The sequence below is a fragment of the Rhodanobacter sp. UC4438_H5 genome, from assembly GCF_052978405.1.
Window position 1 is genome coordinate 640,014 of record NZ_CM129672.1, and the last position, 14,353, is coordinate 654,366.

Genomic DNA, 14,353 nt, shown 5'->3' on the forward strand with positions numbered 1-14,353 from the left:
CGCAGATCGACGGAGTGTTCACCCATGTTCTCCCTTCAATTCGCCCGGCGCCTGATGGCGGCGGGTCTGGCCGTGCTCCTGTGGGGAGCGGCGGCCGCGGCGGCGCATGCCGCCGAACCGCCGCTGACGCTTGATGCCGCCATCCATCAAGCGATCGAGCGCGCACCCCTGCTGGAGGCGCGCCGCGCCCAGTCGGAATCGGCACGACAGGAGGCGGCCCGTGCGGGTGCGCTGCCCGATCCCCAACTCACCGTCGGGGTCGACAATCTGGCCGTGCAGGGGCCGGGCGCATTTACGGTTGGCGGTGACAGCATGACCATGCGCACCGTCGGCATCAGCCAGGCCCTGCCATCGCGCCGCAAGCGTCAGGCCGAACGGGCGATGGGCCATGCCCAGGCGGATTTGGCCGCATCGTCGGAGGTGGCGACCGGCTTGTCGATCCGGCAGCAGGTGGCCGATGCCTGGATCTCCGCCTGGGGTGCGCACCGCGAAGCCATGATGTTGCGATCCATGCGGCAGGCATGGGCGCAGGACGTGGCCGTGGCGAAAGCACGCTTGCGCGGTGGTACCGGTAGCGCGGCAGAGGTGCTCGCCGCCCGCATGGAATCCCTCGACCTGGAAAACCGTCTCGATGAGGCGAATGCCCGCGAGGCACAGGCCCGCGCGGGCCTGGCGCGATGGCTCGGTTCTCCGATCGGGCAGCCGCTGGGGGACGCGCCAGACTTCGCCGTCCTGCCGCACGACGAAGCGTCCTTGCTGGCCAGCCTCGATCGTCAGGGCAACCTGCTCGGGTGGCCGGCCCGCGAACAGGCCGCCGAGGCGGCGCTTGCCGCCGCCCGTGCCGACAAACGCCCTGAATGGAGCGTGGGCTTGAGCTACGGCTCCCGTGTGCGCGGCTTGTCCGACATGGTGTCGCTGCAGGTCGGGGTAAGCCTGCCGCTGTTCACGCGCAACCGGCAGGATCGGGGCATTTCCGCCCGCGCGGCCGACCTCGATGCGGTTCGCGACGAACGCGACGACGCACGCCGCCAGCAGGCCGAGGCGATCCAGTCCGCCTGGGCGCAATGGGAATCGCTCGGCCAGCAAGTGCGCCGGCACCGCGATGCCTTGCTCCCATTGGCCAATGACCGCGCGGCCCTGGCGCTTGCCGCGTATCGCGGCGGCGGTGAGATCCAACCCTTGCTGGATGCCCGTCGCGACGAGATCGCCCACCACACCGATTTCGCCCGCATGCAGGCCGAGTACGGCCGGGCCTGGGCGGCGCTGGCCTACCTGTTACCCACTTCGGAGACGACGCCATGAAGCGCGCACTGATGATGCTCACCGCCGCGTTGCTGGCGGTCATGCTGCTCCTGATCGGCTACTTCGGCGGCCGCCATCAGGCGCCATCGTCACAGTCGCAGGTCGGTACCCCCGCAGCCGCATCGGAAGCCGGTGGTAAAAAGATTCTGTACTGGTACGACACGATGGTGCCGCAGCAACACTTCGACAAGCCTGGCCTGTCGCCGATGGGCATGCAGATGGTGCCCAAGTACGCTGATGAAGAGACGGCCAAGGATGTCGTTCGGATTGATCCGACGACGGTGCAGAATCTCGGCGTTCGCACCGCTCCGGTGGAGCGTCGCGTGCTGGCGTCGGCGCTCCGGGTGCCGGGCACGATTACGTGGGATCTGCGCCGAGCCATCACCATCAGCGCCCGCACCGATGCGGTGGTGAGCAAGCTGGACGTACGCGCACCGTACACCGTGGTCAAGGCAGGCGAGCCGCTGGCGGAGCTGTTGGCACCGCAATGGAGCAGCGCGCTGGCCGAATACGCTGCGCTTCAGCATGTGCAGTCGGCTGAAGCAAAAGGCCTTCGCGCGGCCTCGCGGGAGCGCCTGCAGGTGCTGGGCCTTACGCCGGCGGAGATCCAGTCGTCGCGTCGCGGCACGGGCGCGGCGATCACGCTGCACGCCCCGCAGGCGGGCGTCGTCACGACACTGGACGTGCGTGAAGGCCAGCGTGTCACGGCCGGCCAGACCTTGCTGACCGTGAATGGCCTGTCCACCGTGTGGATCGAGGCGGCACTGCCGCAGGCAGCGGCGGGTACGGTGCGCCGTGGCACGCCGGTGGTGGTCACGGTCGATGCCCTGCCGGGTCGGTCGTTCCCCGGCACCGTGGAAACCTTGCTGCCGGATGTGGATGCGATGACGCGCACCCAGCGCGCCCGCGTCGTGCTCGACAATGCCGACGGTGCCTTGAGTCCGGGCATGTTCGCCACCGTGCAACTCAATCCGACGCCGGACGCGGCCGTGCCCGTGGTGCCGGACGACGCGTTGATCGCGACGGGTACCCACACGCGAGTCATTCTTGCCGAGGGAGGTGGGCACTTCCGTGCTGTATCGGTGCGCATCGGACGTGCGGCCGGCGGCTATACGGAAATTCTCGACGGCCTCAGTGGTGGCGAGAAAGTCGTGGTCTCCGGCCAGTTCCTGATCGATTCGGAGGCGAGTCTGTCCGGCGCGCTGGAGCGTCTGAATGACACCACCGCCAAACCGGTACCGGCTGCCAGTGCACCGATGCCGGGCATGCCGATGGGAGACAAACCATGATCGCTGCCCTGGTTCGCGCGGCGATCGCCCATCGGGTGTTCGTGCTGTTGGCAGCACTGGCCCTGGCCCTGATGGGCATGTTCTCGGTGACGCGCACGCCGGTCGACGCGCTGCCCGATCTGTCCGACACCCAGGTGATCATCCGCACCAGCTACCCGGGCCAATCGCCGCAGGTGGTCGAGGATCAGGTCACCTATCCGCTGGCTACCACCATGCTTTCGGTGCCTGGCGCGACGACGGTGCGCGCCTATTCATTCTTCGGCGACTCCTATGTCGACGTGCTGTTCGACGACAGCACCGACCTGTACTGGGCCCGCTCACGGGTGCTGGAGTACCTGAGCCAGGCGCGCGATCGCCTGCCGGCCGGCGTTACGCCAGCGCTCGGTCCCGATGCGACGGGACTCGGCTGGATCTACGAGTACGCGCTGATCGATCCCACCGGCAAGCACGATCTCGGCCAGCTGCGTGCGTTGCAGGACTGGTTCCTGCGCTATCAGCTCAAGACCGTGCCGAATGTCGCCGAGGTGGCGACTCTGGGCGGCATGGAGCGGGCGTGGCAGATCGTGCCCGATCCGCAGGCGCTGGCCGCGCGCGGCATCACCGTGGCGCAACTGGTCGATGCGGTGCGCAGCGCGAACGGCGCCAACGGCGGGTCGGTGATCGAACAGGGTGAAGCGGAGCTGATGGTGCGCAGCGAAGGCTACCTGAAGAGCCGCGAGGCCTTTGAAAACGTGCCGATCACCACCAACGCCAGTGGTGTGCCGGTGCTGCTGCGCGACGTGGCGACGGTGCGGCGTGGCCCGACGTTTCGTCGTGGCATTGCCGAACTGGACGGGCAAGGTGAAGTGGTCGGCGGCGTCATCGTGATGCGCACGGGCAAGAACGCGAAGGCCACCATCGCCGCGGTGAAAGCGCGGCTGGCCGAACTGCAGCGCAGCCTGCCGGCCGGCGTCGAAATCGTGCCCACCTACGACCGCTCGCAGCTGATCGACGCCGCGGTGAGCAATCTGTGGAGCAAGTTGTTCGAAGAATTCCTGGTGGTGACGCTGGTCTGCGTGTTGTTCCTGGGGCACCTGCGCTCGGCGCTGGTGGCCGTGATCACGTTGCCGCTGGGCGTGTTGGTTGCCTTCATTGCGCTGCATCTGCAAGGCGTCACGGCGAACCTGATGTCGCTCGGCGGTATCGCCATCGCGATTGGCGCGATGGTGGATGCGGCGATCGTGATGATCGAGAACGCACACAAGCATTTGGAACATTGGCGTAACGCGAACGATGGACGCGAACCGCAAGGTGCGGAACGGTGGTCGCTGGTTGCCGATGCCGCCGTCGAGGTGGGACCGGCGCTGTTCGTGAGCCTGTTGATCATCGCGTTGTCGTTCGTGCCGGTCTTTGCGTTGCAGGGGCAGGAAGGCAAGCTGTTCAAACCGCTGGCCTTCACCAAGACCTACGCGATGGCGGCAGCGGCCGGGCTGGCGGTGACCCTGGTGCCGGTGCTGATGGGTTATCTGATCCGCGGCCGCATCCGTGCCGAGCGCGACAATCCGCTCAACCGGGCTCTGATCCATGGCTATCGGCCCCTCCTCGAAGCCGTATTGCGCTATCCGAAAGCGGTCCTGGTGCTGGCCGGTGTGCTGCTGCTTACCGCGGTCGTTCCGCTGACCAGGCTCGGCAGCGAGTTCATGCCGGCGATGGACGAAGGCACGCTGCTGTACATGCCCACTGCACTGCCGGGGCTGTCCGCCGGCAAGGCCGCGCAGTTGCTGCAGCTGACCGATCGCATGATCAAGACCGTGCCCGAGGTCGATCATGTGTTCGGCAAGGCGGGGCGCGCCGACACGGCCACCGATCCGGCACCGCTGGAGATGTTCGAAACCACGATCACCTTCAAGCCGAAGGATCAGTGGCGGCCCGGCATGACGATGGACAAGATCAAGGCGGAACTGGACAAGGCCGTCCACGTGCCGGGGCTGACCAACCTGTTCGTGCCGCCGATCCGCAACCGCATCGACATGCTCTCCACCGGCATCAAGAGCCCGATCGGCATCAAGGTGCTGGGTACCGACCTGGCTACGCTGCAGGTCGTGGCCGACCGGATCGAGACGGTGGCGAAGACCGTGCCCGGCGTCAGCTCGGCGATCGCCGAGCGCCCGGCCAGCGGTCGCTACGTCGACGTGCACATCCGTCGCGATGCGGCCGCCCGTTACGGGTTGTCCCAACAGCAGCTGCAGCAGTTGATCGCGACGGTAGTTGGCGGCGATCCGGTCGGCCAGACGATCGAGGGACGCGAGCGCTATCCGATCGTGGTGCGTTACCCGCGTGCCGAGCGTGACTCGGTCGGGGCGTTGCGGCAGCTGCCGATCGTCGCTGCCGATGGCGCCCAGCTCACCCTGAGTCAGGTGGCGGACATCGCCGTGGTGGCGGGGCCGTCGATGCTGAAAAGCGAGGGCGGCCAGTTGGCGACCTACGTTTACGTCGACACAGCCAGCAGCAATCTCGGCGGCGTGGTTGCGGATCTGCAACGCGCAGTGGCGCAGCAAGTCAAATTGCCGCCGGGCACGACCTTGGCGTGGTCCGGTCAGTTCGAGTACCTGGCCAGTGCCATGGAAAGACTCAAGCTGGTGGTGCCGATTGCGCTGGTGATCATTTTTCTGTTGATCTATGCCGTTTTCCGCAGGGTGAGCGAAGCCGCGCTGATCATGGCCAGCGTGCCGCTGGCACTGGTCGGCGGCCTGTGGCTGATCTGGCTGCTGGGCCATGCGGTGTCGGTGGCCACGATCATCGGCTTCATCGCGCTGGCTGGCGTCGCTGCCGAATTCGGCGTGGTGATGCTGTTGTATCTGCACCATGCCTGGGAGCACCAGCTTGCGCTCGATCCCCACGCCGGCCCGGAAGCGCTGGACGCAGCGATCCGCGAAGGCGCCGTGCAGCGCGTGCGCCCGAAGGCGATGACCGTCGCGGTGATTCTCGCCGGTCTGTTTCCGATCCTGCTCGGCCACGGCGCCGGCTCGGAAGTGATGCAGCGCATCGCCGCCCCGATGATCGGCGGCATGGTCACCGCACCCTTGCTGTCCATGCTCGTCATACCCGCGGCGTACCGCCTGCTGGTTCGCCATCGATTGCGTAAAGCCAGCAAGACAAACACCACACTTCACCCCAACCCGCAAGGAAACTGACCCATGAAAAAGCCATGCATCACCCTCGCGATCGCCGCTGCACTGATCGCTACTCCGGTGTTTGCCAACCCTCAGCAGATGGATCCCAACATGCCGGGCATGGCTGGGATGCACGAAGCCACACCCGCCGATGTGCAGGGCGTGGGCGTAGTCAAGGCGGTCGATACCGCCAAGAACACCATCACGCTGCAGCACGAGGCGATTGCCGCGATCGGCTGGCCGGCGATGACGATGCCGTTCAAGGTGGCTTCACCGGAGCTACTGAAGCACGTGAAGGTGGGCGACAAGGTGCAGTTCACCTTCCGTCAGGCCAGCACAGGCAGCACGGTGACGGCGATCCGTCCGGCACGTTGACAGACCACGTCGCCGGCTGGCCTTCAACTGTCGAGGGCCAGCCGGCGATCGTGAAGGCAGTACCGCCACGCACGTTATGCGTGCGCGTGGCGGTGTTTGTTGCGGTTGTCATTTTGGAGAACGCCCATGAAATCGTTTGCTGCTTGTCTCAGCCTCCCGCTGCTGCTCGCGGGCCTCACCATGGGTAGCGTCGCGTACGCGGCCGATTCTTACACCGATGGTTGGGTTGGCCATGTGGATGGCCAGCATTTGGACGTCTGTTATCGTGTCACGCCGCTGCCGGCGGTTGGTGCACGACTGGAGGTCCTGCGGACATCCTTCGTGATTCCCAACAAAGGGCCGCCCCGCCAACAGTTCGCGGTGGCGGGGTATGCCACGGTGACGTCGATCATCGACGCGCACTGCGTGCGTGCCGAGCTGACCCAGGGCACGGCGAAGCGAACCGATCACGCGCGACGCGCGGACTGAACGGACGCGACGACAAGGCCGCCAAGGCATGCTCCGCGACGGCCCATGGCGGAGTGACCAGGGCGCGGCTACGACATCCAGCCGATGCACTTCACCGGCGTCATGCCTGTCGCATCCTGCCTGCCGCCATTTCAGCAGGCATGCAACGAGGCGATCAGCGGGCAGGACACGCTGCGCTGACGTGCACCGCACTGTTCGACGAGCGCAGCGAGGGCCGTCTCCATGCGTGTAAGGTCGGCCAGTCGGCTGCGTACATCGGCCAGCCGCAGCGCGGCCAGATCGGCCGCTTCCGTGCAATGGGCACCGTCCTCCAGCCGCAGCAACTGCGCCACCTCATCGAGGCTGAACCCCAACCGCTGCGCGGATTTCACGAACTTCACCCGTGCGACCTCCGCGTTTCCGTAGCGACGAATGCCGCCCGGCGGACGGGTGGGCTCCGCCAACAGGCGCTTGCGCTGGTAGAAGCGGATCGTTTCGACATTGACCCCGGCTGCCTTGGCGAAGGCGCCGATGGAAAACGTATCCTGCGTGGAGGACATGGGCTTGACTCCGTACTTGACTACGGGAATACCTTAGATCATCGGCATTCCACGCTAAAGGAGAACCTCCATGCCCCTGCTCACCCGGTTGGCCGACAAGGCCGGACTGATCGGCAGTGTCGTCTCGGCAGCGGCCTGCGTGAATTGCTTTCCCGCCCTGGCCAGCCTCGGTGCGGCGATCGGGCTGGGCGTACTGAGCCCGTACGAAGGCCTGTTCATCCGCATCCTGCTGCCGGCATTTGCGGGCATCGCGCTGCTCGCCAATGCGCTGGGCTGGCGCAGTCACCGGCGGTGGCCGCGGGCCGCGCTCGGTATGCTCGGCCCGCTGCTGGTGCTGCTGGCGGTATTCGTGATGCGGGCCAGTGGCCATCGCACCGGATGGCTGCTCTATCCGGGTCTGCTGCTGATGGTGGCGGTGTCCCTCCGCGATCTGCTGGCGCCGGCTCCCAGCGCATCCTGTCGCACAGCCAGCGATACGGCGGGTGCCCGCTGAACCGACACAATTGACAGGGGCATAGCGAAGACTATGCCAACACTTCACTCTCATTTCTCCGGCGAAACACTTGACGACCGAACTCATCCTGCAGAGCACGCTGACCTGCCCGCATTGCGGCCACCAGGCCACTGAAACCATGCCGACCGATGCCTGCCAGTTCTTCTACGACTGCCCCGGCTGCGGCAAATTGTTGCAGCCCAAACCCGGCGACTGTTGCGTGTTCTGTTCCTGGGGCAGTGTGCCGTGCCCGCCGATCCAGCAACAGAAGTCGTGCTGCGGGTAGACCATCTTCATAGGGGTCGGCTGGCGCCGGTAGGGGCTGTCTGAATTCATCACGACCGGCGCCCAAGTGAAATTGTCTAACAGCGCAGCTGTCGTATAGGATCGAAGAATGTATCGGTCTGCGCCATTACTGCTGACTCGCCTGCGCCGCCACCGCGGATTGTGGGTGTTGGCCGTGGCCGTGTTGCTGATCAAGCTGATCAGCGGATCGATCTGCGTGGCCGATGGGCCTAGTGCGCGATTCGCTTCGGCGACTGCTGCTGCCCCGACCACCCTGTTGGCGGATACCGCCGTCAGTACGGTATCGGCTGACGATGCGAATCTCTGTCTTCTGGGTGAAGGGCGCAGTTGCCATTGTGCCTGTGCGCATTCGGTGACGCTGCCGGCCAGCACGCCGCTTCCCCTCGCCATGATGGAAGCACGCTTCGCACCGCTCACCCTCCATTCGGGATTCACGCCGGCCACGACCGGCTCGCTGCTGCGCCCTCCGATCGCCTGAAACCGCTCCGTTTCGCGACACCGCCGCTTGTGCGGTGCATCGCTTCGTGACCGTTTTCAGGAGATCGCTTCATGTCTGTTTTTCGTTCGGTGCCGATCGGCGCCGTGTGTCTGTTGTACGCGGCGATGCTCAGTGCCGCCCCCGTATCCCATCCTTCCCCACCGGTAGTTCCCCTACCGACCTCGTTGGCGTCTTCTCCTTTGCAGGAGGCGGTGCGCCGTATCTGGCAAGCCAGTCCCGAGGTACAGGCCGCGCGGGCAGACCTTGATGCTGCCCAAGCTCGTGCGCGTGCCGCTGCACAGCCGCTGTACAACCCTTCGCTGTCGCTCGATGCGGAGGACGCCGACGTCAATCGACGCACGGCCGGCATCAGCCTGGCGCTGGATTTGTCCGGCAAGCGTCGTGCCCGGGCCACCCAGGGAGAGGCTGATCTGCTGGCTGCCGAGGCGGCCTATGACCGGGTGCGTCGCGACGTGGCAACCCGCTGGCTGAAGGCCTGGTCGACGGCCGCACTCGCGACCAGACAGAGCGAGCTGGGTCAGCGTCGCCTGGCGCTGATGCAGCGCTTCGATGACTTGGCCGCGCAGCGGCTGAAGGTGGGCGACATCAGCAGTCCGGAACGCGATCTGGCCGGTTTGGCCTTGGGCGAGGCGCAGGTGCAACAAGCCACACTCGTAGGCAACGAAGCGGCGGCCCGCGCGGCGTTGCTGGCCATCAGCGGCGATCAGCTGACTGCGCTGCCACCGTTGCCCGAGGGCCTGTCACCGGCACTCGACAATGTCACGCCGTTGCCCGTCGACGAGCTGCCGGAACTGCGTCAGGCCCGCGCCCAGCAAGCGAGTGCCGAGGCCGGCGTGCAAGTCGCCCGCAGGGCGCGCATTCCCGACCCCACGCTCAGCCTGACCGGCGGCCAAGTGCACAGCGGGCCGCGCACCGATCAGGTGATCGGTCTGAGCGTATCCATACCGTTGCCGGTGCTCAACAGCGGACGCGCCGAAGTGGATGCTGCCCTGGCGGAGGCCGACGCCGCGGCGGCTGCCGTGCGCTCGCGCGAGTTTGTGTTGCGCGCGGGACTGCGGGAAGCACAGGCCCGTTACGCAGCCTTGCGCAGCGCGACCGAAGCCTTTCGCAGCGGCCGTGCCGCCGCGTTCGAGGATCGCACCGCGTTGCTGGAGAAGCTCTGGCGTGCCGGTGAAATCAGCACGTCCGATTACCTCGTACAGCTCAAACAGAGCCTGGACACCGCGTTGTCCGGCCAGGAACTGGAAAGCCAGACCTGGCAGACCTGGTTCGACTACCTCACCGCTGCGGGCCGTCTCACCGACTGGCTCGATGGCCGCACTCAGGACGGTCCGACTCAGGACGGCCTCAATCAGGATATCCCCCGATGAATTGCTCTCTTTTGAAACGCAGCCTGCTGGGCATGACGCTGCTCGCGGCGCTGGCCGGCCCCGTCATGGCACAGGAACTGGCTCCCGCCAATCCGCTGGCGCTCGATGCCAAGGCGATCAAGGACGCCGGCATTGTCCTCGACAAGGCCGCTCCGCGCACCTTGACCGATGAACTGAAAGCGCCCGGCGAAGTAAAGGCCGATGCCTATTCCACCGTGCTGGTATCGCCACGCGTGGAATCCCAAGTACTGGCTCGCAAGGCCACGCTTGGCGACGTCGTCAAAGCCGGCGCGCCGTTGGTGGTGCTCTCCAGTGTGCAGGTCGCCGAGACGCAGGGCGCGTTGATCGTGGCCGAGCAGGACTGGCAGCGCATCGCGGCGCTCGGACCGCAGGCCGTCTCGGCACGGCGCTACAACGAAGCGAAGGTGCAGCGCGATCAGGCACGCGCCAAGTTGCGTGCCTACGGATTGTCCGACGGTCAGATCGGTGGCCTGCTGCGCAAGGGTTCGGCCGGTGCCGATGGCAGCTTCGAACTGCTCGCGCCAGCGGCCGGTCGCGTCACCACCGACGAGTTTCTGGTCGGTGAGCGGGTGGAACCGGGCCGCACGCTGTTCACCCTGGTCAAGGAAGATTCGGTATGGGTCGTGGCCCAGATGTCTCCGGCCGATGCCGAACGGGTCAAGCCCGATGCCGATGCCCGCATCCTCGTGCACGACACCGCGATACCCGGCAAGGTCGTGCAGCGCTCGCACCAGACCGATGAGCGTACGCGCACCGTGCCAGTACGCATCGAAGTCGACAACCGCAAGGATCTTTTGCATCCCGGTGAACTGGTCGAGGCACGCATCGTCACCGGGAGTGCCGTGCGGAAGCTGGCCGTTCCCGCCGAAGCGATCGTGTTGCTGCAGAACCAGCCGACTGTATTCCTCGCCAAAGGCAACGGCCAGTTCGAACCGGCACCGGTCATGGTCGGCGACACGCGGGATGGCTGGACGGCGGTCACCCAAGGCCTCAAGGCCGGCGACACCTACGTGCGCAAGGGCGCCTTCGCGTTGAAGGCCCGCTTGCTGCGCTCGCAGCTGGGAGAAGAATGATGCTGGAACGTCTGGTTGAATTCTCCCTGCGCTACAAGGTGCTGGTGCTGATCGCCTTCGTGGTGATCGGCTTCCTGGGTTTCCAGGCCGTACGCCAGCTTCCCATCGACGCCTTCCCCGACGTCACGCCGGTGCAGGTGAACGTCTATACCGAGGCCTCCGGCCTGGCCGCCGAGGATGTGGAGCAACTGCTCACTACGCCGGTGGAGTCGGCACTGGCCGGCCTGCCCAAGGTGGAACAGATCCGCTCGGTCAGCCTGTTCGGCTTGTCCTACGTGTCGGTGTACTTCGACGACAGCATGGACATCTACTTTGCCCGCCAGCTCGTCAACGAGCGGCTGCAGCAGGTGGGCGACCGCCTGCCGGCCGGCTACGGCAAGCCGGAGATGGGTCCGAACACCTCCGGCTTGGGCCAGGTGTTCTGGTACACCGTCGAACGGGCCGACGCCAAGCTCAAGGACGCCGCCAGCACCGGGGCACCCAGCGACATGGACTTGCGCACGCTGCAGGATTGGACGATCCGCCTGATCCTGCGCACCGCACCGGGTGTGGACGATGTCACCTCCTGGGGCGGCCAGGAAAAGCAGTACCAGGTGCGCATCGACCCGCTGAAGCTGATCGCGCACAAGCTCGGCTTCAAGGACGTGATCGAGGCCCTGCAGGCGAACAACGCGCAGGTCGGCGGCAACTTCATCGACGTCGGTCGCGAACAGTACCTCGTGCGTGGCTTGGGTCTGGTGCAGGACGCCAAGGACATCGGCAGCATCGTCCTGAAGACCGAGGATGGCATACCGGTCTACGTGCGCGATGTGGCCACCATCGTCGAAGCCGGTGCACCGCGCACAGGCGCGGTCACCCGCGACGGCAAGGAGGTGGTACTGGGCATGGCACTCGCTCGCATCGGTGAGAACGCCAAGAGCGTGGTCGATGCGGTCAAGGCCAAGCTCGGCACGGTCGAACAGGCGTTGCCACCGGGCGTGGTGGTCAAGCCGGTGTACGAACGCACCGAGCTGGTCAATGCAGCCGTGGAAACCGCCGTGCGTGCCTTGATCGAGGGTTCGATCCTGGTTGCGATCATCCTGTTCCTGTTCCTGGGCGAGTTCCGCAGCGCCATCGTGGTGGTAGTGGCGCTCCCGCTGGCCATGCTGATCGCCTTCATCTGCATGAATCAGGTCGGCCTCTCGGCCAACCTGATGTCGCTGGCGGGGCTGGCGATTGGCATCGGCATGATGGTGGATGGCGCGGTGGTGATGGTGGAGAACGCCTATCGCATCATGGCCGAGCGCAAGGCGCACGGGCTCCCGGTGGATCGCACCGCCGCGGTGCTGGCGGCCGCCCGCGAGGTGGCCAACCCGGTGGCGTTCGCCATCCTCATCATCATCGTGGTGTTCCTGCCGCTGTTCAGCCTGCAAGGGTTGGAAGGCAAGATGTTCAAGCCGATGGCGTTCAACATCAGCTTCGCGATGGCGGGCTCGCTGGTCCTCGCGCTGACGCTGATCCCGGTGCTGGCCGCGCTGGTGTTGAAACCGAAGGAAGAGAAGGACACCTGGCTGGTCGCGTTCCTGAAACGCCACTACGCCACGGTGCTGGCGTGGGCGCTCGCCCGCCGCAAGCTCGTGCTGGGCATCGCTGCCGGGGCCTTGATCGGCAGCCTGGCGCTGTTCCCGTTCCTCGGCAAGGAGTTCATGCCGAACCTGAAAGAAGGCGCCATCATGTGGCGCATCACCTCGATTCCGTCGGCATCGCTGGACGAATCCATCGCCATCTCCAAACAAGTGTCGACGCTGGTCAAACAGAAGTTTCCGGAAGTGGAGACCACGCTGGCAATGATCGGCCGTGCCGAGAAAGGCGAGACGGCGGACGTGAACTACATGGAGATGTACACACCGCTGAAGCCCAAGGATCAATGGCGCAAGGGCGAGACGCTGGAAAGCATCGAGGAAGCGATGCAGAAGGAGTTGTCGGCAGTATTGCCGACCGCGGTGGTGAGCTATACCCAGCCGATCCAGATGCGCATCGAGGAACTGATCTCGGGTGTGCGCGCCACGCTGGCACTGAAGATCTACGGCGATGACCTGGGCGAGCTGGATCGGTTGAGCGGCCGCATCAAGGACGTCCTGGCCGGGGTGCCCGGCGTGGCGGATCTGGCTCTGGAGGCGAACATCGGCAAACCGCAAATCCGTATCAAGGTCGATCGTGATGCGCTGGCCCGTTACGGCTTGAACGCCGACGACGTGCTCACTGTGGTGAAGAACGGCATCGGTGGTGAGCCGGTGACCACGCTACTCGATGGCGTGAAGCGTTTTGACATTGCCGTGCGGCTGGACGATGCGGACAAGGCCTCGTTGCCAGCCATACAGCGCATTCCGATCCGCACGCCCAGCGGTGCGCTGGTGCAGCTGTCGCAGGTGGCCGAGGTCAGCGATGCGGAAGGCTACTCGTTCATCCGCCGCGAGCAGTTGCAGCGCTATGCGGTGATCCAGATGGACGTGCGCGGCCGTGACATCGACGGCTTCGTCAAGGACGCCAATGCCGCCATCGCGCAACAGGTGAAATTGCCGACGGGCTACTACAGCGAATGGGGCGGCGCGTTCGAGAACCAGCAACGGGCGTTGAAGCGGCTGTCGCTGATCGTGCCAGCCACAATCTTCTTCATCTTCGTGCTGCTCTACACCGCCTTCAACTCGGTGAAGTACGCCGCGCTGATCCTGGCCAACGTGCCGTTCGCCACCATCGGCGGCATCGTCGGCCTGGCGATCACCGGGCAATACCTGTCGGTGCCCTCGGCGATCGGCTTCATCGCGGTGTTCGGCGTGGCGATGTTGAACGGCATCGTGCTGGTGAGCTTCTTGAACGAGCAACGCGAGAAAGGCTTGCCCGTGCGTGACGCGGTGATCCGCGGCACGGCGCTGCGCATGCGGCCGGTGATGATGACGGCGAGCGTGGCGATCCTGGGCCTGGTGCCGATGCTGCTCTCCAGCGGCGTCGGTGCGGAAACCCAGCGGCCGCTCGCCACCGTGGTGGTCGGCGGTCTGATCACCTCGACTCTGCTGACGCTGGTGCTGTTGCCGGTGCTCTACGACTGGATCGAAGAACGCGCCGCCCGGCGCCTCGCCAAGGAGAACACTCCATGAAAGAAGTCAAAGCGTTTATCCATCGCGGCCGCGTCGTTGACGTCATCCATGCCTTGGCGGATGCGGGGTTCCGTTACCTGTCGGTGAGCGACGTAAAGGGCCTGCTGACCGCGCTCAGTGAGCAAGAGCAAAGCTACTCGATCGAAATGGGCGAACGGGTCATCAAGCAGGTCAAGCTGCTGGTGTTTTGCGAGGACGATCAGGCCGAACGAGCGGTGCAGTTGATCCGCCTGCACGGGCGCACCGGCCAGAGTGTGGCGGGCTGGGTCTACCAGAGCACGGTGGATCAGGCATGGCCGATCGATGGGCGTGTGGACAACGACTGATCGTGG

General features: G+C 65.7%; 13 protein-coding genes. 12 read left to right on the plus strand and 1 reads right to left on the minus strand.

The genetic code is table 11. The annotated features are described in order from the left end of the window. The first annotated feature begins 24 nt into the window (after positions 1-24). From ACVCL9_RS02855 to ACVCL9_RS02875, 5 genes are all read left to right on the plus strand, one after another. Entirely contained in the window at positions 25-1,302 is a 1,278-nt protein-coding gene (locus tag ACVCL9_RS02855) for a TolC family protein (RefSeq protein WP_447099200.1), read from the plus strand. Further along, complete coding sequence (locus ACVCL9_RS02860) at positions 1,299-2,591, plus strand: efflux RND transporter periplasmic adaptor subunit (RefSeq protein ID WP_447099199.1); 1,293 nt, start codon at positions 1,299-1,301, stop codon at positions 2,589-2,591. Before ACVCL9_RS02855 ends, ACVCL9_RS02860 begins: the two co-directional genes overlap by 4 nt. Continuing rightward, complete coding sequence (locus tag ACVCL9_RS02865; protein ID WP_447099198.1) at positions 2,588-5,764, plus strand: efflux RND transporter permease subunit; 3,177 nt, start codon at positions 2,588-2,590, stop codon at positions 5,762-5,764. Before ACVCL9_RS02860 ends, ACVCL9_RS02865 begins: the two co-directional genes overlap by 4 nt. Before the next feature lie 3 nt (positions 5,765-5,767). Beyond that, a complete protein-coding gene (locus ACVCL9_RS02870) occupies positions 5,768-6,118 on the plus strand; it encodes a copper-binding protein (protein WP_447099197.1) in 351 nt (116 codons plus the stop codon). Positions 6,119-6,244: 126 nt separating this feature from the next. Then, entirely contained in the window at positions 6,245-6,586 is a 342-nt protein-coding gene (locus tag ACVCL9_RS02875) for a hypothetical protein (protein ID WP_447099196.1), read from the plus strand. Between the two features lie 131 nt (positions 6,587-6,717). Here the strand turns inward: ACVCL9_RS02875 and merR are convergent, their stop codons facing one another. Further along, positions 6,718-7,125: an Hg(II)-responsive transcriptional regulator gene (gene merR / locus ACVCL9_RS02880; RefSeq protein WP_447099195.1), complete on the minus strand. Its 408-nt coding sequence runs from the start codon at positions 7,123-7,125 to the stop codon at positions 6,718-6,720. Between the two features lie 70 nt (positions 7,126-7,195). Between merR and merC the strand changes: the two genes are divergently transcribed. The 7 genes from merC (at position 7,196) to ACVCL9_RS02915 (ending at position 14,347) form a co-directional block, all read left to right on the plus strand. Then, positions 7,196-7,618: an organomercurial transporter MerC gene (gene merC / locus ACVCL9_RS02885; RefSeq protein WP_447099194.1), complete on the plus strand. Its 423-nt coding sequence runs from the start codon at positions 7,196-7,198 to the stop codon at positions 7,616-7,618. 70 nt (positions 7,619-7,688) lie between these two features. Beyond that, entirely contained in the window at positions 7,689-7,904 is a 216-nt protein-coding gene (locus ACVCL9_RS02890; RefSeq protein ID WP_447099193.1) for a GDCCVxC domain-containing (seleno)protein, read from the plus strand. Positions 7,905-8,078: 174 nt separating this feature from the next. Continuing rightward, positions 8,079-8,402: a hypothetical protein gene (locus ACVCL9_RS02895; RefSeq protein ID WP_447099192.1), complete on the plus strand. Its 324-nt coding sequence runs from the start codon at positions 8,079-8,081 to the stop codon at positions 8,400-8,402. 212 nt (positions 8,403-8,614) lie between these two features. Next, positions 8,615-9,793 carry a TolC family protein gene (locus ACVCL9_RS02900; RefSeq protein ID WP_447099469.1) on the plus strand — a complete coding sequence of 393 codons (1,179 nt, stop codon included), beginning with the start codon at positions 8,615-8,617 and terminating at the stop codon, positions 9,791-9,793. Further along, positions 9,790-10,887, plus strand: a complete 1,098-nt coding sequence (locus tag ACVCL9_RS02905) for an efflux RND transporter periplasmic adaptor subunit (protein WP_447099191.1) — start codon at positions 9,790-9,792, stop codon at positions 10,885-10,887. Before ACVCL9_RS02900 ends, ACVCL9_RS02905 begins: the two co-directional genes overlap by 4 nt. After that, the gene (locus ACVCL9_RS02910; protein ID WP_447099468.1) at positions 10,887-14,021 is read left to right on the plus strand and encodes an efflux RND transporter permease subunit; all 3,135 of its coding nucleotides are present in this window, start codon (positions 10,887-10,889) and stop codon (positions 14,019-14,021) included. The genes ACVCL9_RS02905 and ACVCL9_RS02910 overlap by 1 nt, the downstream gene beginning before the upstream one ends. After that, a complete protein-coding gene (locus tag ACVCL9_RS02915; protein WP_447099190.1) occupies positions 14,018-14,347 on the plus strand; it encodes a P-II family nitrogen regulator in 330 nt (109 codons plus the stop codon). Before ACVCL9_RS02910 ends, ACVCL9_RS02915 begins: the two co-directional genes overlap by 4 nt. Positions 14,348-14,353 lie beyond the last annotated feature (6 nt).

Excerpts from the sequence above, each read along its gene's own strand:
- ACVCL9_RS02855 (WP_447099200.1), top strand. The coding sequence starts at position 25 with ATGTTCTCCCTTCAATTCGCCCGGCGCCTGATGGCGGCGGGTCTGGCC.
- ACVCL9_RS02860 (WP_447099199.1), top strand. The coding sequence starts at position 1,299 with ATGAAGCGCGCACTGATGATGCTCACCGCCGCGTTGCTGGCGGTCATG.
- ACVCL9_RS02865 (WP_447099198.1), top strand. The coding sequence starts at position 2,588 with ATGATCGCTGCCCTGGTTCGCGCGGCGATCGCCCATCGGGTGTTCGTG.
- ACVCL9_RS02870 (WP_447099197.1), top strand. The coding sequence starts at position 5,768 with ATGAAAAAGCCATGCATCACCCTCGCGATCGCCGCTGCACTGATCGCT.
- ACVCL9_RS02875 (WP_447099196.1), top strand. The coding sequence starts at position 6,245 with ATGAAATCGTTTGCTGCTTGTCTCAGCCTCCCGCTGCTGCTCGCGGGC.
- merR (WP_447099195.1), bottom strand. The coding sequence starts at position 7,125 with ATGTCCTCCACGCAGGATACGTTTTCCATCGGCGCCTTCGCCAAGGCA.
- merC (WP_447099194.1), top strand. The coding sequence starts at position 7,196 with ATGCCCCTGCTCACCCGGTTGGCCGACAAGGCCGGACTGATCGGCAGT.
- ACVCL9_RS02905 (WP_447099191.1), top strand. The coding sequence starts at position 9,790 with ATGAATTGCTCTCTTTTGAAACGCAGCCTGCTGGGCATGACGCTGCTC.
- ACVCL9_RS02910 (WP_447099468.1), top strand. The coding sequence starts at position 10,887 with ATGCTGGAACGTCTGGTTGAATTCTCCCTGCGCTACAAGGTGCTGGTG.
- ACVCL9_RS02915 (WP_447099190.1), top strand. The coding sequence starts at position 14,018 with ATGAAAGAAGTCAAAGCGTTTATCCATCGCGGCCGCGTCGTTGACGTC.